This is a genomic window from Halanaerobaculum tunisiense, from assembly GCF_054657635.1.
Map to the genome: position 1 here is coordinate 140123 of NZ_BAAHYI010000006.1, position 21690 is coordinate 161812.

General features: G+C 34.6%; 19 protein-coding genes, 1 riboswitch and 2 other annotated features. All 19 genes read left to right on the forward strand.

From position 1 onward, the window contains the following. Positions 1-415: 415 nt before the first annotated feature. On the forward strand, positions 416-1621 hold the full coding sequence (gene grxC / locus ACYQ3D_RS07360) for a glutaredoxin 3 (RefSeq protein ID WP_459837456.1): 1206 nt from the start codon (positions 416-418) through the stop codon (positions 1619-1621). A gap of 96 nt (positions 1622-1717) precedes the next feature. Beyond that, on the forward strand, positions 1718-2611 hold the full coding sequence (ytxC, locus tag ACYQ3D_RS07365) for a sporulation protein YtxC (RefSeq protein WP_459837457.1): 894 nt from the start codon (positions 1718-1720) through the stop codon (positions 2609-2611). 49 nt (positions 2612-2660) lie between these two features. After that, positions 2661-2892 (forward strand) — a binding site (T-box leader). 406 nt (positions 2893-3298) lie between these two features. Then, positions 3299-5212, forward strand: a complete 1914-nt coding sequence (gene thrS / locus ACYQ3D_RS07370) for a threonine--tRNA ligase (RefSeq protein ID WP_459837458.1) — start codon at positions 3299-3301, stop codon at positions 5210-5212. Positions 5213-5561: 349 nt separating this feature from the next. Next, positions 5562-6083: a translation initiation factor IF-3 gene (gene infC / locus ACYQ3D_RS07375; RefSeq protein WP_459837484.1), complete on the forward strand. Its 522-nt coding sequence runs from the start codon at positions 5562-5564 to the stop codon at positions 6081-6083. Between the two features lie 24 nt (positions 6084-6107). Continuing rightward, positions 6108-6305 carry a 50S ribosomal protein L35 gene (gene rpmI, locus ACYQ3D_RS07380; RefSeq protein ID WP_459837459.1) on the forward strand — a complete coding sequence of 66 codons (198 nt, stop codon included), beginning with the start codon at positions 6108-6110 and terminating at the stop codon, positions 6303-6305. A gap of 24 nt (positions 6306-6329) precedes the next feature. Next, positions 6330-6683, forward strand: a complete 354-nt coding sequence (gene rplT, locus ACYQ3D_RS07385; RefSeq protein ID WP_459837460.1) for a 50S ribosomal protein L20 — start codon at positions 6330-6332, stop codon at positions 6681-6683. A gap of 119 nt (positions 6684-6802) precedes the next feature. Continuing rightward, positions 6803-7002, forward strand: a riboswitch (cyclic di-AMP (ydaO/yuaA leader). Between the two features lie 84 nt (positions 7003-7086). Beyond that, on the forward strand, positions 7087-8931 hold the full coding sequence (locus ACYQ3D_RS07390; RefSeq protein WP_459837461.1) for a HAMP domain-containing sensor histidine kinase: 1845 nt from the start codon (positions 7087-7089) through the stop codon (positions 8929-8931). A 40-nt stretch (positions 8932-8971) separates the two neighbouring features. Then, positions 8972-9349 carry a response regulator gene (locus tag ACYQ3D_RS07395; RefSeq protein WP_459837462.1) on the forward strand — a complete coding sequence of 126 codons (378 nt, stop codon included), beginning with the start codon at positions 8972-8974 and terminating at the stop codon, positions 9347-9349. Between the two features lie 2 nt (positions 9350-9351). After that, positions 9352-10038, forward strand: a complete 687-nt coding sequence (locus ACYQ3D_RS07400; RefSeq protein ID WP_459837463.1) for a sigma-54-dependent transcriptional regulator — start codon at positions 9352-9354, stop codon at positions 10036-10038. 1 nt (position 10039) lies between these two features. Then, entirely contained in the window at positions 10040-10441 is a 402-nt protein-coding gene (locus ACYQ3D_RS07405; protein ID WP_459837465.1) for a potassium channel family protein, read from the forward strand. Positions 10442-10452: 11 nt separating this feature from the next. Further along, positions 10453-11112 (forward strand): potassium channel family protein, encoded by a 660-nt coding sequence (locus tag ACYQ3D_RS07410; RefSeq protein ID WP_459837466.1) that lies wholly within the window; start codon positions 10453-10455, stop codon positions 11110-11112. Between the two features lie 11 nt (positions 11113-11123). Continuing rightward, positions 11124-12602 carry a TrkH family potassium uptake protein gene (locus ACYQ3D_RS07415; protein WP_459837468.1) on the forward strand — a complete coding sequence of 493 codons (1479 nt, stop codon included), beginning with the start codon at positions 11124-11126 and terminating at the stop codon, positions 12600-12602. A gap of 22 nt (positions 12603-12624) precedes the next feature. Continuing rightward, positions 12625-13959, forward strand: a complete 1335-nt coding sequence (locus ACYQ3D_RS07420; protein WP_459837470.1) for a TrkH family potassium uptake protein — start codon at positions 12625-12627, stop codon at positions 13957-13959. Positions 13960-13981: 22 nt separating this feature from the next. Next, on the forward strand, positions 13982-14629 hold the full coding sequence (locus tag ACYQ3D_RS07425; protein WP_459837472.1) for a potassium channel family protein: 648 nt from the start codon (positions 13982-13984) through the stop codon (positions 14627-14629). 254 nt (positions 14630-14883) lie between these two features. Next, positions 14884-16152 (forward strand): TrkH family potassium uptake protein, encoded by a 1269-nt coding sequence (locus tag ACYQ3D_RS07430; protein ID WP_459837474.1) that lies wholly within the window; start codon positions 14884-14886, stop codon positions 16150-16152. A gap of 16 nt (positions 16153-16168) precedes the next feature. Beyond that, the gene (locus tag ACYQ3D_RS07435) at positions 16169-16816 is read left to right on the forward strand and encodes a potassium channel family protein (protein WP_459837475.1); all 648 of its coding nucleotides are present in this window, start codon (positions 16169-16171) and stop codon (positions 16814-16816) included. Positions 16817-16891: 75 nt separating this feature from the next. Beyond that, a complete protein-coding gene (locus ACYQ3D_RS07440) occupies positions 16892-17689 on the forward strand; it encodes a TrmH family RNA methyltransferase (RefSeq protein ID WP_459837477.1) in 798 nt (265 codons plus the stop codon). A 53-nt stretch (positions 17690-17742) separates the two neighbouring features. Beyond that, positions 17743-17965 (forward strand) — a binding site (T-box leader). 127 nt (positions 17966-18092) lie between these two features. Beyond that, the gene (gene pheS, locus ACYQ3D_RS07445) at positions 18093-19115 is read left to right on the forward strand and encodes a phenylalanine--tRNA ligase subunit alpha (protein WP_459837479.1); all 1023 of its coding nucleotides are present in this window, start codon (positions 18093-18095) and stop codon (positions 19113-19115) included. Positions 19116-19129: 14 nt separating this feature from the next. Beyond that, a complete protein-coding gene (pheT, locus tag ACYQ3D_RS07450) occupies positions 19130-21532 on the forward strand; it encodes a phenylalanine--tRNA ligase subunit beta (protein WP_459837481.1) in 2403 nt (800 codons plus the stop codon). The last annotated feature ends 158 nt before the right edge of the window (positions 21533-21690 follow it).

Genomic DNA, 21690 nt, shown 5'->3' on the forward strand with positions numbered 1-21690 from the left:
TTGCTTTACTAACATTAAAGGGGAGTGGTAAAATGTCCAAGCGAAGAGTTGTTGATCTAGTGATTGAACAACTGAATAACTGACAGGCCATCAATCTTCTTACCTATATTATAGGTGATGGAGGAATGGGAATGGTATTAGCTGAGTATAGTGACCAGTACCAGGAGTCTTTATTATTGATCAAGATGGTATTATTCAGTTTGCTGCTGTAGATGCTGATTATACAACGCGGGTAGACCCCCAAGAGATCATTGATCAGTTACAAGAGTTATAGATTTTTAAGTAGGGGGTGGGCTACCATCTCCTTTTATTATCTAATTATTTGGAGAAGTTGCGAGGAAAAATAATATAGAGCTAGAAATTAATACATAACAAGAACAAAAATGATTATTAATACTGATAAGGAGTGGATAAAATGAGTGATAATCAACCTAAGATTGAAATTTATACTTTGACCTGGTGTCCTTATTGTCGGAAAGCAAAGTCTTTTTTTCGTAGTAAAGACCTGTCCTACACTGAATATTTGATTGATGAAGAAGAAGGTAAGAAAGAAGAGATGGCCGAGAGAAGTAATGGGGCCAAGACTGTGCCGCAGATATTTATTAATGGGCAAAATATCGGTGGTTATGATGATTTAATCGAACTAGAGACTACTGGTAAATTAAATGAGATGTTAGGACTTAAACCTGCTGATTTAGATCAGATCTGGGATTTAGTAATTGTTGGGGCTGGCCCAGCTGGCTTGAGTGCAGCTGTTTATGGAGCTCGGAAAGGTCTAGAAGTATTAGTGCTTTCATTATCCTTAGGAGGCCAAGTTATTGAAACTGATGTAATTGATAACTGGATCGGCAGCCCAGAGATAACTGGCGGGGATTTAATGGAGTCTTTTTGGGAACATACGCAAAAGTATGATGTTCAAGCTAAACTAGGAGCTGAAGTAACTAATATTAGAGCAAAAGAGAAATTAAAAGTAGTAGAAACTACTCAACAGGAGATTGAAACTCGCTCTGTGATTGTGGCTACAGGAACTCATAACCGGAGTTTAGGTGTTCCAGGAGAACATGAGTTAAAAGGAAAAGGAGTTCATTACTGTGCCATTTGTGATGGCTATTTATATGCTGGCGACGAAGTAACTGTAGTAGGTGGTGGCAATTCCGGTTTAGAAGCGGCTTTAGATATGGCTAAACTGGATAGTAAAGTGAACTTAATTGAGGTTGGTGATCAGTTAGCTGGTGATGATGTTCTCCAAGAGAAGGTGCGAGCTAATGACTTAATCGAGATTTATACCGGTTATGGAGTAGAAGAAATCACAGGTACTGAAGAAGTAGAAGAGATAGTAATCCGCGATACAGAGACTGGTAAGTACCAAACTCTTTCCACCAAGGCAGTTTTTGTAGAAATTGGTTTGATTCCTAATAGTGGGTTTGTAGACCAGCTAGTAAATACTAATCAGCGAAATGAAATTATAGTGGATGAGAATAACCAGACTACTGTAGAAGGAATCTGGGCTGCAGGAGATGTAACTGATATTAAGGATAAACAGATAATTATATCAGCTGCTGAAGGAGCTAAAGCTGCCCTGAGAGTTAATGAATATTTACAATTAAATTCAGAAAAATAAAAGCCTAGTATGCTCTTTAAGTTGGCCCTTGGAACATATCCCAGGTAAAGGCAGCATATAATATTATAGATCGTGGTTTAAGGGGAGGGGCCAAGGATGGTTGAAGTAAAGATTGGCACAAGCAAGTACACTGCTTTATTAAGAGATAGATTATATTTTGAGCTGGATTTTCTCCAACAGGATGGATATGATATTACTATCGAAGAAAAAGAGCAAGCAGAGACAGTAGTATTTGCTTGTAGGTGTGATAGTGATAATAGTCATGAACTTAATATATTTAAAGAATATATTGCTAATGTACTATCAGATTTAGTTATTAACCACTTAGAAGAGGATTTATTAATTAAAATTTTACGAAATAACTACCAATCCTTTTCTAAGCTAGCAGAAGAGAGAATCCTAGAGATTGCTACTGACAGGCTTAATTTTTTAGTTAGTCAGGATAAAGAGGAGATTATATCTAAGATTCAACGCAAGAATAGGGTTTTATTGGAGATTATGGATTACTTGGCTATTAAGGAGCAGATTATTATTGAAGGTTTTGTCCGGTTTAGGCTCCAGAACTACTTAGCAGAATTAGAATTAGCTATTGATGGAGCAGTGGATGATTATCTAGTAGAAAAGGATTATAAAGAAGTTGTTCATTTATTAAAAACATTTATTGATCAGCAAAGTCCTCAGAATGAACTAGTAAATGTAGTTAAGACTGAAGATGATCGATTCCAATTGTTAAATCACAAGGGAGTTGTACTAGAGAATACCTTTTTGGATGACTATACTTTGCAAATGGTAGAAGAAGATTTAGATTACCAAGATTTATTGATTAGTGCCTTGATTACTATTGCTCCTGTAGAAATCATTTTACATTTTAAAGAACCGTTAGCTGTAGTCAAAACTTTAGAGAATGTATTTGGGGATCGAATCTCCTTTTGTTTGGGCTGTCAGTACTGTGAAGTGACTGATTTAACTGAACTAGATAGTGAAAATTAATTTGACATTAGTCGACTTGATAAGTATAATAATGATAAGCTAATATTGATTAACAACACTGATGAGGCCGAGTAAGTTAATTGCTTTCTACTAGAGAATGGGGATTATAAGCTGGAAATCTCCTAGAAATGATTAGCGGAAAACCACCTCTGAGTTGGCCCTTGAACAAGTTACTTAGTAAGGGAGGCCCGGTTAAGCCGTTATCTTAACTATGAGTGGAATCTATGTTAGGTTTAATATAGATTTAAGTAGAGTGGAATCGCGAACCCTTCGTCTCTAGAATTAGAGATGGAGGGTCTTTTTAATTTACAGTTTATAATTTATAGTGTACAGTGATGATAGTATCGAGTACTATTGATATATTGTGTCACCATAGGTGACACAGTCGTGAGCTGTGTGTCGTGTGCTATCAGCCAGTTCAAAACATTTATATTCTAAATCTAAACCCTTATAATTACTATATTCTAGGGGTTTAAACTAGATTTATGATTTTCAATTGAAGAATTTGACTTCCTACGAGTCCTTTGGACTCTCCGTGAAGATCTGCTCACGACAGATAGCAGACAGCTGATAGCTGTGGCACGAAAGTGCCACATTATATCAATTAAGCGTCATTCTAAATTCGATTATCTATTTTAATGTAATTAGTAACTAACTGTTAATAAATAATAAAAGGAGGAATTTATAATGAGTCAAGTGGAAATCACTTTACCAGATGGATCCAGTCGTGATTATGAAGCTGGAACTACTATTAAAGAGGTTGCTTTTGATATTGGCCCTCGCTTAGGTAAAGCTGCTGTAGCGGGCAAGGTTGATGGACAAGCAGTTGATATTAGTTATCAACTAGAGGAAGACGTAGAGTTAGCAATTATAACTATTGATTCAGAAGAGGGACTAGAGGTTTATCGCCATACAGTAGCTCATATAATGGCTCAGGCGATTAAGAGATTATATGATGATGTCCAGTTAGCAATCGGGCCAACAATTGAAGATGGATTTTATTATGATTTTGACTTGGATTATAGGTTATCCGAGGATGACTTTGCGGAAATTGAAGCTGAGATGAAAGAAATAATTGCTGAAGATTATACTATTCAACGAGAAGAAGTTGCTCAAGAAGAAGCTCTTGCGCAGATGAAAGAAGCAGACGAAGAATATAAAGTAGAATTAATTGAGGAATTAGATGAGGACACAGTAAGCTTTTATCACCAAGGAGACTTTATTGATTTATGTAGTGGACCACATCTACCTAGCACAGGGAAAGTAAAAGCTAATGCCTTTAAATTATTAAATGTAGCTGGTGCCTATTGGCGTGGTGATGAGGATAATAAGATGTTACAACGAATCTATGCTACTGCCTTTAATAAGCAAGCTGATCTAGAAGATCACCTCGAGAAGTTAGAAGAAGCTAAGAAACGAGATCATAGAAAGATAGGTCAGGAGTTAGATTTATTTAGTTTGCAGGACGAAGGACCAGGTTTTCCTTTCTTCCATCCTAAAGGAATGGTAGTTAGAAATCAGTTGATTGACTTCTGGAAAGAAGAGCATCAAAAAGCTGGTTACGAAGAGATTAAGACTCCAATTATCTTAAATGAAGAATTATGGAAGCAGTCTGGTCACTGGGATCATTACAGTGAAGACATGTACTTTACTGAGATAGATGAGGAAAATTATGCTGTTAAGCCAATGAATTGTCCAGGATCAGTATTAGTCTATAAAGATAAGATGCATAGTTATCGGGATCTACCAGTTAGAATGGGTGAGTTAGGACTAGTTCATCGCCATGAATTATCAGGTACACTCCATGGTTTAATGCGGGTTAGAAACTTTACCCAAGATGATGCTCATATCTATTGTCTACCAGAGCAGATTAAAGAGGAGCTAAATGGGGTTATTCAGTTAGTGGATAAAATTTATAGTGCCTTTGGTTTTGAGTATAGTGTAGAGTTAAGTACTAGACCAGATAAAGCTATGGGGTCTGATGAATTATGGGAGCGGGCAACTAATGCTTTAGAAGAGGCAATTGTTGATAATGGTTTAGATTATGTAGTTAATGAAGGAGATGGAGCTTTTTATGGCCCTAAGATTGACTTTCATCTTGAAGATTGTCTAGGGCGGACTTGGCAGTGTGGAACAGTCCAGCTTGACTTCCAGATGCCCGAACGATTTGACTTAACTTATGTAGGTGAAGATGGCGACGAACATCGGCCAGTAATGATCCACCGAGCTATTTATGGTAGTTTAGAGAGATTTATGGGTATTTTAATTGAGCATTATGCTGGAGCATTCCCGACTTGGTTGGCCCCGGTACAAGCAGAAATAATTCCTATTAGTGATGATCAATTGGATTATGCTTATGATATTAAAGAGGAATTAGAAGAAGAAGGAGTTAGGGTTGAAGTCGATGCTAGACAAGAAAAGGTAGGTTATAAGATTAGAGAAGCACAGGTCCAGCAGATTCCTTATATGTTAATTGTAGGAGATGATGAAGTAGAGGATAATACTGTATCAGTTCGTGATCGGCGCGAAGGAGATTTAGGCGCTGTTGCAGTAGAGGAATTTAAAACAGATGTTGTAGAGGAAATTGAGGATAAAGAGTAATTAGCTGTGAGTCGTGAGTTGTGTGTCGTGAGCTATGAGCGAATTCAAAACCTCTAAATTCAAAATCTAATCTCTATTTTAGCGTAAGAGGAAAAAGTTGTTTTATGTTTTTGAATTTGCTCACGGCTCACAGCTCATAGCTAAAGACTTTTTTCTTGACGATTGTAAAGGTATGTGTTATACTAGGAAAGGACAATAAAGTAGAAGTCATCCGCTTCTCACCTTAAGCTAAGACTTGAGGTTAATAGAATTGGCATATATTCCTAGGGGGATGTATGTTTAATTTTGCTAACTAGCGGGTGACCTTTAATTAGGTCATCTTTTCTTTTTTTTAGGAGGTGTATGTAAAATTAGTGCTGAAGATTTAAGAGTTAACGATCAGATTAGAGCACGAGAAGTAAGAGTTGTTGATAATGATGGGGAACAAATTGGAATTATGTCTTTAAAGAAAGGATTGAGTTTGGCTGAAGATAGAGACCTTGATTTAGTCGAGGTTGCTCCGGAAGCTAAACCATCTGTTTGTAAGATTATGGATTATGGGAAGTATAAGTATGAGCAAGCTAAGAAAGCTAAGCGTGCTAAAAAGAATCAGAATGTAATGAAGACAAAAGAAGTTCAGTTGAGTGCGAATATTGAAGACCATGACTTTAAAGTGAAAGCTAAAATGGCCAGAAGATTTTTAAATGATAAAAATAAGGTGAAGGTTAGTCTCCGCTTTAGAGGTCGGGAGATAGTTCATAAAGATCTTGGTTATGATTTAATGGATAGATTAGCTGAAGAAGTTAGTGATGTAGGTAAGGTCTCTAAGAAGCCGACAATGGAAGGCCGAAACATGCTAATGTTTATTACACCTGAGAGTGATAAAACCTAAACCAACTGAAGGAGGGACTAGACTATGGGTAAGATGAAGACTCATAAAGGATCTAAGAAGCGGTTTAAGAAGACTGGAAAAGGTAAATTCAAGCGTAAAAAAGGTTTTAAAAACCATTTAAATACTAAAAAGACTTCTAATCGTAAACGAAAATTAAGTAAAGATGCTACTGTTGAGAAGTGTGATGAGAAGCGTTTAGAAAAACTTTTACCATATGAATAAAATTTTATAAGGAGGGTCTGATTTATGCCACGGGCTAAACGAGGTAATAGAAGAAAAGAAAAGAGAAAGAAGATATTAAAATTAGCTAAAGGTTATTTTGGAACTAAAAGTAAGTTATATAAACCAGCTACTGAGCAGGTAATGAAGTCTCTAAAGTATGCTTATCGAGGTCGTAAAGAAAAGAAGAGAGACTTTAGAAAGTTATGGATTAGTAGAATTAATGCTGCTGCTCGCCAACACGACCTACCATATAGTAGATTCATTCATGGTCTTAAGCAAGCAGATGTAGAGATTAACAGAAAGATGTTAGCTGATATGGCAGTTAATGATGAAGAAGGTTTTGCTGAATTAGTTGAGTTAGCTAAAGAAAATATTTAGTTATTATGGAGGGCTTAAAGTACTGTACTTTAAGCTCTTTTTATTCTTTTATTTTGGTTGTTAACTTGACAATAAAGCCTACTACAAGTTATAATTTAACCAATAGTCAACAATTAAATATCTACCTAATACCGAATTTTATACCATCTGGTATAAAAGCGGGGAACCCATTTTTTGGGGCGAATCCATTATAAGCTTGAGTTTAAGTTTGAGGTTAAGGTTAAGCTTGACCTTAGATTTAAACTTAGGTTAAAGATGGTAAGGTGACCCTTAACCTGAGCCCGACAGCTAACCTCGTAGGTAACTAAAGGGGGTAGAAAGTAAGTCTTTAGATCATAGACTACGGCTACCTGCTGTAGTCTTTTTTTGTTAGATGAGGTAGAATATAAAGTGAGGTGATTAAATGACTAATAATTTAAAATTAAGAACTAAAATTTTGTTAGGGTATATAGCAGTAATTATAGTTTTAATCGGAGTAGCTAGCTGGTCTATCTATAATTTTGTTTCCTTAAATGAATCAATTCATGATATTATGGTTGAAAATTACCGCAGTGTTATAGCTGCTGAAGAAATGATGGAAGCTTTAGAAAGACAGGATAGCGCGGAATTGATTTTTGTTTTTGGGCGTCGGGAGAAGGCTTTGGATATATTTAAAGAAAATCAAATGCAGTTTATGAAATTTTTATCTCGAGCAGAAGATAATATAACTATTGAAGAAGAAAAAGAAATTATAGAAGATCTCAATCAGAGTTATCAAGCTTATTTAGAAGAATTTATGACTTTGCGTAATAAGGCTGAACAAGAAGATTTTAAAGAAGTTCAAAATTATTATTTACAAGAAATTATGCCGCAGTTTGAAAAAGTAAAAAAGGAATCTAGAGATCTATTATTAGTTAACCAAAAGCATATGAGAACAGCTCAACAACGGGCCAATGATAATGCTAGTCAAGCTATCTACTCGACAGTTATATTTTCAGGAATAGCTATTATTTTGGCTGTAATATTTGGAATTTATATTTCCAATTTGATTATCAAACCAATTAAACAGTTGACAGCTAAGATAAAAGAGATAGCGGGAGGAAATTTAGATCAAATCATTCAGATTAATACTAAAGACGAGATAGGAGAGTTAGCTGAAGAATTTAATACTATGACGCAACGACTTAAAGAATACGAAGAGATGAATATTAGTAAACTAATTGAAGAAAAGAATAAATCTGAAGGGATTGTCAAGAGTATTTCCAATCCTTTGTTAGTAACTGATGAAGAAAATAAAATTTTACTTGTTAATCCTAATGCTGAGGAATTATTTGGATTAGAGGAAGGAGAGGTAGTAGGAACTCACTTTCTAGAAGCAATCAAAGAAGATCAAATTTTTAATTCTATTAGTGAGACTTTGGATTCTGGAGAGGAAAAAGTCAGTCAAGATAATAATGTTATTAAGTTTATTACAGAGGAGCAAGAGCTATATTTTAGAATTACAACTACTCCTGTAAAGGATAAAGAGGATAAAACTAAATTAGTTGTTACTTTATTAGAAGATATCACTCATCTTAAAGAAGTAGATCAAATGAAATCAGAATTTGTTTCTATGGTGTCTCATGAGTTTAGAACTCCTTTGACTTCAATGAATATGGGGATTAATATGTTACTAGAAGAGAATGCAGGCGAAATTAATGATCAACAACAGGAACTATTAGAGGTTGCTCAGGAAGACTGTGAACATTTAAATAATTTAGTTGATGAATTATTAGATTTATCTAAAATGGAGTCTGGGGAGATAGACTTGGATTTTGCAGCAGTAAAAGTGGAGGATATATTTGCTACTTCAGTTCAGCCCTTTAAGGAACAAGCTAAAGAAGAAGGAATAGATTTGGATTATACAGCTCCTGATGATTTAGAGGTTTATGCTGATTTAAATAAAATAACTTGGGTGATTACTAATCTGATTGGTAATGCTTTACGATATACAAATGACGGAGATGAAATAAAATTATTTGCTAACCAAAAAGGTCACAAAATTCATCTTTCAGTAGCTGATACGGGAGCGGGAATTCCTGAGGAGTATCAGCATAAGATATTCGAAAAATTTGTTCGGGCAGGAGCAGATAAAGATGAAAGTACAGGAACTGGTCTAGGATTAGCTATTTCTAAGGAAATAATTGAAGCTCATGGAGGTAGAATCTGGGTCGAAAGTGAGGTAGATAAAGGTAGTACTTTCACCTTTACTTTAAAGTTACCTAAGTAATTTTGTGGTTGTTATTTGCGTTTTAGATAGGAGGATAATTATGAATAAGATATTGGTTGTGGAAGATAATAAAAATATTATTACTGTACTTAGAATGTGTTTAGAGAATGCTGGTTATAAGATTAAAGTAGTATCTAATGGGGTTGAAGCAGTTGATATAGCCTTTGATTGGAATCCTGATTTGGTTTTATTGGATATTAAAATTCCTAAAATGAATGGTTTTTTAGTTTGTGAAACACTAAAAGATGATGAGATTACTGCTGATACACCAATCATCATGTTGAGTGCTAAAGCAGAAGAAGCAGATATTAAACGGGCCTATGGTGTAGGCGCTGATGAATATATGACTAAACCAATAGATCATAATAATTTATTAACAAAAGTAAAGAAGTACTTAGCAACTGAAAGGAGAGATTAGTAATGAAAAAAATATTAGTTGTAGATGATGAAAAGAATATTAGAATCACTTTAAAACAATGCTTAACTACTGATTATGAGGTGGTAACTGCTGTTAATGGTGAAGATGGATTGGAGAAATTTAAAGAGGATAATTTTGATATAGTCTTATTGGATATGAAATTACCAGGTATGGATGGTTTAGAAGTATTAAGACAGGTTAAGCAGGTTGATAAAGAAGCTAGTGTGATTATGATTACTGGCTTTAGTTCCGTTGAGACAGCTGTAGAAACAATGAAGTTAGGAGCTATTGATTACTTAAGAAAGCCTTTTACTCCTGATGAAATCAAAGATATTGTTAGTGAAGTGATTGCCAGAAATGATCTAGAGTTCCAAGAAGAAGAATTAAACACTTATCAAGATTATTTGCATTACGCTAAGTCGTGTATTAACAATCAAGACCTGGATAAAGGTTATGAATACTTAAAAAAAGCAGTTAGTTTGGATACTTCTAAGCCAGAAGCTTTTAATTTATTAGGAGTTATTTTAGAATTAGAGGATCAAGATTTAGAGGCTCAAAAGAAATATCGAGCTGCTCTTGCTTTGGATCCATCCTATAAGCCAGCTCAGGAAAATTTAGAGCGAACAAGTCAGTTTGAATATGATAAAAGTGATATTAATTTAGGTGCCGATGAGAAAGAGAGGGATTAGGATGTATGCTTTAGTTATTGGTTGTGGTAGAACTGGTTCAGCAATAGCTAATTTATTATCGAAACAAGGAGAAGACGTAGTAGTGATTGATAAAGATACTACTGCTTTTGCTAATTTATCAGCTGAATTTACAGGATTTACAATTAGCGGTGATGCAGCAGAGATAGAAGTGTTACAGGAGGCTAAACTGGATAAAGCAGACTTGGTAGTTGTTACAACTAATAATGATAATGTCAATGCTATGATAGCTCAAATAGCTAGCGAATTACATCAGATTCCTAAGGTAGTTGTGAGAACTATTGATCCAACTAAAGAAGTTATTTATCAAGACCTAGATGTAGAAATTATGAGTCCTACTAATTTGCTAGTAGGAGAATTTAAAAATAAAATCATTAATTGTTAAGGAGAGATTGTATGAGAATTATAATGGTAGGCGGAGGAAAAGTTACTTATCATTTAACTAAAAAGTTCATTGCTAAAGGCTATCGAGTATCTGTTATTAATCAAGATAAGGAGTATTGTAAGTTTTTAGCTCGTAAATCTCAGGCTTTAGTAATCAATGGGGATGGTTCTAAACCGGATTATTTAGCTGAAGCTGAAGCTAATAAAGCTGATATTATTTTAGCTTTAACTGATAATGATCCGGATAATTTATTTATTTGTCAATTGGCCTATAAACAGTTTGGAATTCCTAAGACTTTTTCAGTAGTTAATAATCCTAATAATGAAGAAATATTTAAAAGTTTAGGGGTAGAAACTATCTTTAATATTACTAAGCTGATCTCTATTTTGATTGAACAAAGAGTAGAGGTATCAGATGTTAGCAATTTATTATCTATTGAAGAAGGAAAGATTAGTATTTCACAAGTTATCTTACAGGATGATTCTCCTGTTTTAGGTAAGACTTTACGAGAGATAAATTTACCACATGATATTGTATTTGGTTGTATTATTAGAGATGAGGAAGTATTAATCCCTAAAGGGAATACTAAATTGTTAGAGGGGGATAAAGCATTAATTATTACTCTACCTAAAAAACAAGCTGAAGCCTTTAGTGTATTGTCTGGAGAATAGGAGGATAAGTCATGCGCTATCAAAAAAATTTACAGGAAAGATATATCTTAATTTTTAAATATATTGGGATGTTAACAATGGCTGCTGGAGCTTTTTTATTATTGCCTTTATTGGTATTACCTTTTTATCCGCAGGATATTGTTCATTTACAAGCATTTTTAGTCCCAGCTAGTATATTTTTTAGTTGTGGTTTCTTAAGTTGGAAATTTACTAAACATAAAGAGGAAAGAGTCTCTTTGTCTCTTAAAGAAGGAGGCATTATTGTTTTAATTTCTTGGGTTGTAGCTATTTTTGCTTCTGCTTGGCCCTTTATGCTAGCTGGTAAATTGAACTTTACGCAAGCTATTTTTGAGGCTACTAGTGGGTGGACTACAACTGGCCTATCAGTTATTAATGAGGCAGAAACTTCTCATATTTTTTTATTATGGCGGAGTATTATGCAGTTTTTTGGTGGGGTAGGGCTGATTGTGGTGATGTTATCTTCAGTAATTCATCCTTATGGTTTTGGATTATATAATGCTGAAGGAAGAAGTGATCAGTTATTACCTCACGTTAAGAGGTCTACTAAAGCAATTATGTTAATTTATGCTGGTTATACTTTAGGAGGTATAATTTTATATTGGCTAGCTGGGATGGGATTTTTTGATGCTATTAATCACTCTATAGCAGCTTTGTCTACAGGAGGTTTTTCTACTAAGGTAGATAGTATTGGACACTGGGATAGTCTACCGATAGAATTAGCGACCTGGGTTTTAATGTTATTAGGAACTACTAATTTTGCTACTCATTTTGCGTTGTTGAAAGGGAAATTTAGAATTTTCTTTAAAAATGGTGAAATTAGATTATTAGGTTTATTGATTAGTATTTTTACTCCTATTATTGGTTATTTTTCTGTAGCTAATTTATATACTAACTTACCTGATATGTTAAGAAGAAGTATTTTTGAGGTTATAACTGCTATTTCGACTACTGGTTTTTCCTTGGATACTTTTACTACCTGGAATAGTTTTGGTATTTTAAGTTTGATTTTGTTAATGTTAATTGGTGGAGGGACAGGTTCTACTGCTGGTGGTATTAAACTCTATAGGATTTACTTAATTTTTAAGTCATTATTTTGGGAACTCAAAAGTTATTTTTTACCGCAAAATGCTATGCAAGAAAATTATATCTGGCGTGGAGAGCAGAAGTTGTATGTTAAGTCTGAATATATTCGTGAGACTGCTAATTATATTATGTTATACTTAACTACTTACTTTTTAGGTGTCCTAGTTTATTTAGCTTACGGATATGAATTGTCTGCTGCTATGTTTGAGTTTGCTTCTGCTTTAGGAACAGTCGGCTTATCAGTAGGGATTACAGCAGCTGATGCGCCAGTAGGTATCTTATGGTTAGAAACTTGGGGTATGTTTTTAGGTAGATTAGAATTTTTAGTTATCTTCTTTGCTATTATAAAGATTATTAAAGATGGTAAATATATGATTACAGAATAAGAAGGTAAGGTGTGGTATAAGTATGAAGAAAATATTTAATCTCCATAATTTAAGTTCGGCGCAAATATTATCTTTAGGTTATTTTACGATAATTTTATCCGGAGCTTTACTATTAACTTTGCCCTTAGCGACTACTAATGGACAAGGAATGAACTTTTTAGATGCTGTTTTTACGGCTACTTCAGCTACAGCTGTAACCGGATTGATTGTAGAAAATACAGCTACCTTTTTTACTGTTTTCGGGCAGGTAGTAATTATGTGTTTAATCCAAATTGGTGGTTTAGGAATTATGAGTATGTCTACTTTATTAGCTTTTTTGATTGGGAAGAAGGTAACTCTTAAACATAGGTTGATGATTCAAAAGGATTTAGATCAATTTGGATTATCAGGTATTTTACAGCTGGTTAAGTATGTTGTAGCGGTTACTTTTACAATCGAAGGGACAGGAGCTTTATTCTTATTTGTAAGATTTATTCAGGATATGCCCCTTGGTAAAGCAGTTTATTTTTCTATTTTTCATGCTGTGTCAGCTTTTAATAATGCTGGTTTTGATATCTTTGGTAATAGTTTAGCTAACTTTACTGGTGATATAATTGTTAACTTTACTATTAGTACTTTAATTATTTTAGGTGGGATTGGCTTTGCTGTGATTGCAGAGATTTATGATGGAAAGAGATTTGCGAACTTTTCTTTACAGACTAAACTAGTTCTTAGTGTAACACTGATTTTAATTGCAGTTGGTTTTGTTGGTTCTTTTATCTTAGAGTATTCTAATCCAGCTACTATGGGCGATTTGTCGTTAAAAGATAAACTTGTTTCCTCTTATTTTCTGTCTATAACTCCTAGAACAGCTGGTTTTAATACTTTACCTACTGGTTCGTTGCGGACATCTACTTTATTTTTTGTAATTGTACTGATGTTTATTGGGGCTTCGCCTGGATCAACAGGTGGGGGGATTAAGACTACTACTTTTGGAGCTTTAGGAGCTGTATTATATTCTAGGATTAGTGGTAAAGATGATGTAGAACTTTATAATCGGCGGTTAGGTAGAGAAGTAGTTTTTGACGCTCTATCGATTGCCTTTATTGCTTTGTTATTAGTTGTTTTAGTTACGACTATTTTAACTATTACTGAAGAGGGAGCATTTATTGATCTCTTCTTTGAAGCAGTTTCAGCCTTTGGAACAGTTGGTTTATCAACGGGAGTGACTGGTAACTTATCTAGTATTGGGCGGATAGTAATTATTTTGACTATGTTTGCTGGGCGAGTTGGCCCGTTGACTATTGCGGTAGCTGTAGCAGAGAAGAGAAATAAAGCAAATATTAGGTATCCTAAAGAGAAGATCTTAGTAGGTTAAATTTAATAAGGAGGGAAGGTTGATGAAACAATTTATTGTAATTGGTTTAGGTCGGTTTGGTTCTAGTGTGGCTACTACCTTAGCTGATAAGAATTATGATGTCTTAGCTATTGATATAGATGAGAAAAAGGTGCAAGAAATTTCTAGCGATGTAACTCATGCTGTTCAGGCTGATGCTACTTCCGAGGAAGCTTTAGAAACACTAGGTGTGGCTGAATTTGATATTGCTATTGTAGCTATTGGCTCTAATGTCCATGGTAATATTTTAACTACTTTAGTTTTGAAGGAATTAGGAGTCTCTCATGTTGTAGTTAAGGCTCAGGATAAACTTCATGGTAAATTATTAAGTAAAGTAGGAGCTGATAAAGTAGTTTACCCGGAGCGAGATATGGGAGTTAGAGTAGCAAATAACTTAGTTTCAGCTAATGTATTGGATTATATAGAATTAGCCCCTAATTATAGTATTGCTGAATTAATTGCTTCGGATGAATTGGTGGGAAAGACACTAAAAGAGTTGGATTTAAGGAGTCAATTTGGGGTTAATGTGTTGGCTGTTAAATCAGATGATGATATTAATTTATCCCCGGAAGCAACAGACACAGTTAATGCTAATGATGTACTAGTGGTGATGGGCCAAGAAAGTAGTTTGAAACAGTTAAAGTACTATTAAATTACTATTGTTAGTTAGTGCTAGCTGAGACTTGGATGATCCTACAAGTTTCACAGAAACTTTTTGTAATAAAAAGCATCCGCACATAACACACGACACACGGCTGAAAAATAAATAATCCCACCTGGAGGTTATAATATTGACGTATCTAGTTTATATTAATGATACAAGCAATTAACCTGGGGGTGGGAATAATTTTTTCTGTAACTAAGTCTTTGTCGCCAGCCAGGTTTTTGGTGTTAGGGTATTTAATATTGATTATTTTAGGGACTATTTTATTGTCTCTTCCTTGGGCTACAGTAGCAAATCAAGGTCTTAGTACAATCGATGCTCTATTTACAGCTACTTCAGCAACGGCGGTGACAGGATTGATTGTAGTTAATACTGCTCATGATTTATCCCTTTTTGGGCAGTTAGTAGTTTTAGTTTTGATCCAAATTGGTGGTTTAGGTTTGATGACTAGTTCTACTCTGGTAGTTTTATTACTAGGTAGAAAGATTAGTTTTAAAGAACGGATTATTGTTAAAGAAGAGATAAATCACTTTGATTTTTCTGGATTGCTTAGGGTAGTTAAGTACATAATTAGCTTGACTTTAGGTATTGAATTGCTAGGGGCAGTTTTATTATTCTTCCGGTTTAATTCTTTATTTTCTGTAGGGAAGGCAATTTATTTTGCTATTTTTCATGCTATTTCTGCTTTTTGTAATGCTGGTTTTGATCTTTTTGGGACTAGTTTAGAAGGATTTGTAACTGATCCTTATACTAATTTAGTAATTACCACTTTATTTATTATAGGCGGGATTGGATTTGCAGTACTTGCTGATATATATCATAAACGAGAGTTTAGTCCTTTAACTTTACATAGTAAGTTAGTATTATTGTTGACAGTGATTTTAATCGGAGTAGGAGTCTGTGGTATTTTTCTATTAGAGTTTGCTAATCCTAAAACACTAGGTGATTTGTCTGTAGGTAACAAATTAGTGGCTGCTTATTTTCAAGGTGTTACTCCTCGGACAGCTGGATTTAATACAGTTCCGATTGGTAATTTAACTGCTGGGAGTCTGTTTTTAGTTATTATTCTGATGATTATTGGAGCTTCCCCTGGTTCTACTGGGGGCGGACTAAAGACTACAACTGTAGGGGTTTTGTTATTAACTACTTATTCATTGGTTAGAGGAAAAAAAACTCCGCAACTATTTGGTCGGACTATCCTCCAAAGTACTATTTATAAAGCTTTGGCAGTTACCTTAAGTGGTTTATTGTTTGTAGTCTTAGCTAGTTTAGTTTTGACAGTTACCGAAACAGCTTCTTTTATAAGAATTTTCTTTGAAGCTATCTCAGCTTTTGGGACAGTAGGTTTATCCACAGGGATTACTAGCTCTTTAACTGTAATTGGTAAGTTGGTTGTTGTAGTATTGATGTTTATAGGACGGGTTGGCCCGTTAACTTTAGCAGTAGCCTTAGGTGAAAAGGTAGAAACAGATAAGGTTAAGTATCCAGCAGAAGAGATACTAATTGGCTAATAGAGGGGCGAAAGAAATGAAACAGTTTATAATAATTGGTTTAGGTCGGTTTGGTACCGGGGTAGCTAAAGCATTAGCTGGTAAAAATTGTGATGTGTTAGCAGTTGATGTTGATCAGTCTCGGGTGCAAGAAATTAGTAATGAAGTTACTCATGCTGTAGAAGCTGATGCTACTGATGAAGATGCATTACAAGAATTAGGAGTTAATGAGTTTGATATAGGAGTGGTTAGTATTGGGGAGGATATTCAGGCTAATATTTTAACTACTTTATTACTTAAAGAATTAGGAGTTGACCAGGTAGTAACTAAAGCAAATAATCAATTACATGGTAAAGTACTACATAAGGTAGGCGCAGATAAAGTTGTTTATCCGGAGCGAGATATGGGGGTTAGAATTGCGAATAATTTAGTTGACGCTAATATTTTAGAATATATCAAGTTGGCCCCTAATTATAGTGTGATTGAGATGAAACCTAGTCCTAAAATGCATGATCAGAGTTTAAAAGAATTAGAATTAAGAAGTCGCTTCGGAGTTAATGTAATGGCTGTCAAAAGAGAAGATAAAATAGAAGTTTCTCCCCGTGCTAAATTAAAGATTCAACCTGAAGATACTTTAATTGTAGTAGGTAAGAATGAAAATTTAGAAAAGCTAAGAAAGTTTTAAGTTGAATTTGAGGTATCAACTAGGGCATGATATAATAACTTCTGGTATTAAGTGATAGAAAGGAGTTATTAACTAGTGCTAATTTCTAGTTTTACTAATGATAAAATTAAATATTTACGTTCTTTATATCGGAAAAAGTATAGGCGCCAGGAAAAAAAGTTTGTCCTAGAAGGAGTTAGAATTATAGAAGAAGCTATCAAGGAACAGATTGAGATTGGACAAGTTTTTTATTCTGATTACTTGTTACGCAATCAGCGAGGCGAAGAATTATTACATAAGTTAAAACAAGTTAGTCAGCATACTTTTCAGATTACAGATGATTTGTTACAACAAGTAGCTGATACTACTTCTCCGCAAGGAATTTTAGCTATTGTGCAGCAGAGGGATTATCAATTAAATGATATTTTAGCTGGAAATAAACAATTTTTTGTAATAGCAGATCAAGTACAGGATCCAGGAAATTTAGGAACGATTATCCGGACTGCTGATGCAGCAGGTGCTAGTGGGGTAATTACCACTAAAGGAACAGTAAGTTTATATAATCAAAAGGTAATTAGAGCAACTATGGGAGCTTTATTTAGATTTCCAGTTTATCGAACAGAGGATATAATGAAATTGAAAAGAGAGTTACAAGCCAGTGGAGTCCAGTTAGTGGTAGGTGATGTTGAAGCAGAGATGTCTCATTTTGCAGTTGATTATACTCAACCGACAGCGATTGTAGCTGGTAATGAGGGCCAAGGCCCTAGACAAGAATTTATTACTGGGGCAGACAAATTAGTTAAAATACCATTAGCAGAAGCTGCTGAATCTTTAAATGTTGCTATGGCAACAGGAGTTATGTTATACGAAGGAGTTCGGCAAAGAAGAAGTTAACTGAGTAAGTTGTGATTATTAGTTGAGTGTGGTATACTGACGTTAAGTAAATAATAACAGCTAGGAAGGAGTCAAGTAATTTAGCCTATCATCTTCTAGGGAGGAAATATCTTAGACTGCAAATATTTCTCAGATGATGTTAGATGAATTCACTCTGGAGCTACTTAGTTGAATGGAGTAGACTAAGTCGGCACCTACCGTTACTAGGTTAAGCGAGCTTTAGTTAGCTAACTAGGGTGGTACCGCGGAAGTAATCCACTGTCTTTCGTCCTTAGCTGGGGGAGGATAGGTGGATTTTTTGTTTTGGAATAGTAATTTCAGATGTAAAGTAGGTAACTACTGAGTTTAGGGGTTACTTAGACTTAAACTAAAACTTAGTATTTTGCTAAAGGAGGATTGTAAGATGGAAGATAGGCTTAAAAATATTCAACAGGAAGCAACTGATTTAATTAGTGAAGCTTCTAATTTAGACCAATTAGATGAATTGCGAATTAAGTATCTAGGTAAGAAAGGTGAAGTAACTCAGATTTTACGTAATGTAGGGGATTTACCCCCTGAGCAACGACCAGTTATTGGAAAGTTGGCTAATCAAGTTAAAAATCAACTTCAACAGTTGATTGCTGATCGCCAGGAAGAATTAAAAAAGCAAGCTAAGCAAGAACAACTAAGTAAAGAAAAAATTGATGTGACATTACCTGGTAAGGATCCTGAATCTGCTAACCAACATCCTTTAAATATAGTCTTTTCTGAACTTAAAGAAATCTTTTTAGGTTTAGGTTTCCAGATTGCTGAAGGACCTGATGTAGAAACTGATTATTATAACTTTGCTGGGTTAAATTTTCCCGAGAATCATCCAGCTCGAGATATGCAAGATACTTTTTATGTAGGCGAGGATCAGTTATTAAGAACTCATACTTCTTCAGTTCAAGTTAGAACAATGGAGCAGACTGAACCTCCGATAAGAATAATTGCTCCGGGACGAGTTTATCGATCTGATGAAGTTGATGCTACTCATACTCCAGTCTTTCATCAAGTAGAGGGGTTGATGGTTGGTGAAGATATTTCCTTTGCTAATTTAAAGGAGATCTTAATTAGAGTGGTTCATGAATTATTTGGCCAGGAGAGACAGGTTAGATTTAGACCAAGTTATTTTCCTTTTACTGAACCTAGTGCAGAAGTTGATGTTTCTTGTGCTAACTGTAATGGGGCAGGTTGTAGTATTTGTTCTAATACAGGTTGGTTAGAGATTTTAGGTGCTGGTATGGTCCATCCTAATGTACTGGAAATGTCCGATATAGATGCAGAAGAATATACTGGTTTTGCTTTTGGGATTGGTGTCGAGCGAATTGCTATGTTAAAGTATGCTATTGATGATATTCGATTATTATATGAAAATGATATTAGATTCTTGCAACAATTTAAGTAAGAGGGGGACTAAAGATGAAAGTTTCTTATAAGTGGTTACAAAATTATATTGATTTTGATTATACAGCTCAAGAGCTAGCTGATAAGTTAACTATGGCTGGTTTAGAGGTAGAAGGAATTGAATATCAAGGAGAAAATATTAAAGAAATAATAGTAGGCCAGATTCTAGAGATTAATGATCATCAAAATGCAGATAAATTAGCAGTCTGCCAAGTAGATTTAGGAACGGAAGAAGTGCAGATTGTTTGTGGAGCAGATAATATGGAGCAAGGGGATAAAGTCCCTGTTGCACCAGTGGGAACTGTTATGCCCGAAGGAATGAAGATCGAAGAAGTTAAGCTCAGAGGAGTTCAATCCCAAGGAATGATGTGTTCTACCGATGAATTAGAATTAGCTGATGATGGAGTAGATGGATTATTCATTCTACCTGCTGATTTGACAGTAGGTGGGCAATTAATTAGTGAATTAGGTTTAGATGATATTATTATTGAATTTGATTTGACTCCTAATTATAGTCACTGCCTAAGTATAATAGGAGTAGCGAGAGAGATAGCAGCAATTACTGGTGATGATCTTGAGTATCCTGAACCTGAGGTAGAAGAAATTCCAGAAAATATTGCTGATTGGATCAAGCTCCAGATTGATGCTAAAGATCTTTGTTCACGTTATGCTGGGCGAATAATTACTGATTTAGAAGTTAAGGAATCTCCTCTCTGGTTAAAGAATAAATTAGAAGCAGTAGGTATCCAACCAGTTAATAATGTAGTAGATGTAACTAATTTTGTCTTAATGGAGTTAGGTTTACCTTTACATGCTTTTGATTATGAAGAATTAGAAGGACAACAGATAATTGTTAGAAGGGCTCAAGATAATGAAACTTTAGTTACTTTAGATGATGAAGAACGTGATCTTGATTCCGAAATGTTAGTAATTGCTGATAGTGAGCAACCTTCTTGTATAGCTGGAGTAATGGGGGGCGCTAAGAGTGAAGTAACCCAAGAAACAACTACTATATTTTTAGAAGGGGCTAATTTTGATCCAGGTTCAGTGCGTAATACATCTAGTCGATTAGGGATTCATAGTGATGCTTCTCATAGATTTGAGCGAGGAGTTGATATTAATTTAGTAGAGTTGGCCCTAAATAGAGCAGCAGAATTAATTGCTGAGTTAGGGTCAGGTCAGGTACTAGAGGGAATTAAAGATATTTATCCTGAACCAGTAACAGAAGAAGGAATCAAACTAAGACCAGATAGAGTTCGGAAAGTATTAGGAGTTGAGCTGGCCAAGATTGAGATTAAGACTTTATTAGAGAGATTACAGTTTACTGTTGAGGATTTAGGAAAAAATCTATTAGTTAAAGTGCCTACATATCGAGTTGATATTGACCAAGAAATTGATTTAATAGAAGAAGTAGCTAGAACTTATGGTTATAATGAAATTGCAGCTACTAAACTTGAAGCTGAGATTGTCCAGGGCAAGAAGAGTTGGGCGCAGAAATTAGAGGATAAAACACGGGAAATTCTAGCTGATCTTGGTTTGTTTGAAGCTCAGAATTATTCTTTTATCAACCAGAAAGATTTAACTAAATTAGATTTAGCTGAGGCTAGTCCTTTACGGAAAGTAGTTGAGCTTAATAATCCAGTTAGTAAAGAACATACTTTATTGCGGACTACTTTAATTCCTGGGTTGTTAGATAATATTGTTTTAAATGCTAGTCGAAAAGTTAATAATAGTCAATTCTTTGAATTAGGTAAGGTGTTTACTCCTACAGAAGATGATAATTTACCGCAAGAGAATTTAAAGTTGGCCGCAGCAGTAATGAAAGATGATTTAGCTGATAAATGGAATGTTGATGCAGCAGATTTTTTCTACTTAAAAGGAATCCTAGAAGATTATTTCTCTAGCTTAGGGGTTAGGAATTTAGAACTTGAAACTACTCAAATAAGTTATTTACATCCTGGGCGAACTGCTAAAGTAAAAGTTAATAACCAAGAGATAGGTTATATAGGTGAACTTCATCCTGATGTCATAGAAAATTATGATTTGAATAATCGAGTTGTAGTTTGGGAACTTGATTTTGATTTGATAAGCCAAGTAGCTACTCAAAAAAGAGAATATAATCAACTTCCTAAATATCCAGCCTTAATGCGTGATATTGCTTTAGTTGTCAACGAAGAAGCAACTCACCAGCAGATAGAGAATATTATTTATGAAGTAGGAGGAGAAATATTAGAATCAGTTGAGTTATTTGATTTATATCAAGGAGAGCAGATTCCAGCTAATCATAAGAGTTTAGCTTATTCTTTACAGTATAGAGTTCCTGATAGAACTTTGACTGACCAAGAAGTAAATCAAGTCCAGTCTAAGATAGAAACAGAACTGGATAATAGATTAGAGGCTAAAATTAGAGAGCAATAATTTTAAAGGCTAGAGTTAATATTAACTCTAGCCTATTAACTCTTGACAAGATCAAGTTAAGATGTTATCATGTTAATCGCTGTGTGAGAAGAAAAAATATTCAGAAAGAAAACTCAGTTTCTTCTTGACTTAAATCATTTCCTCTGCTATAATGATAG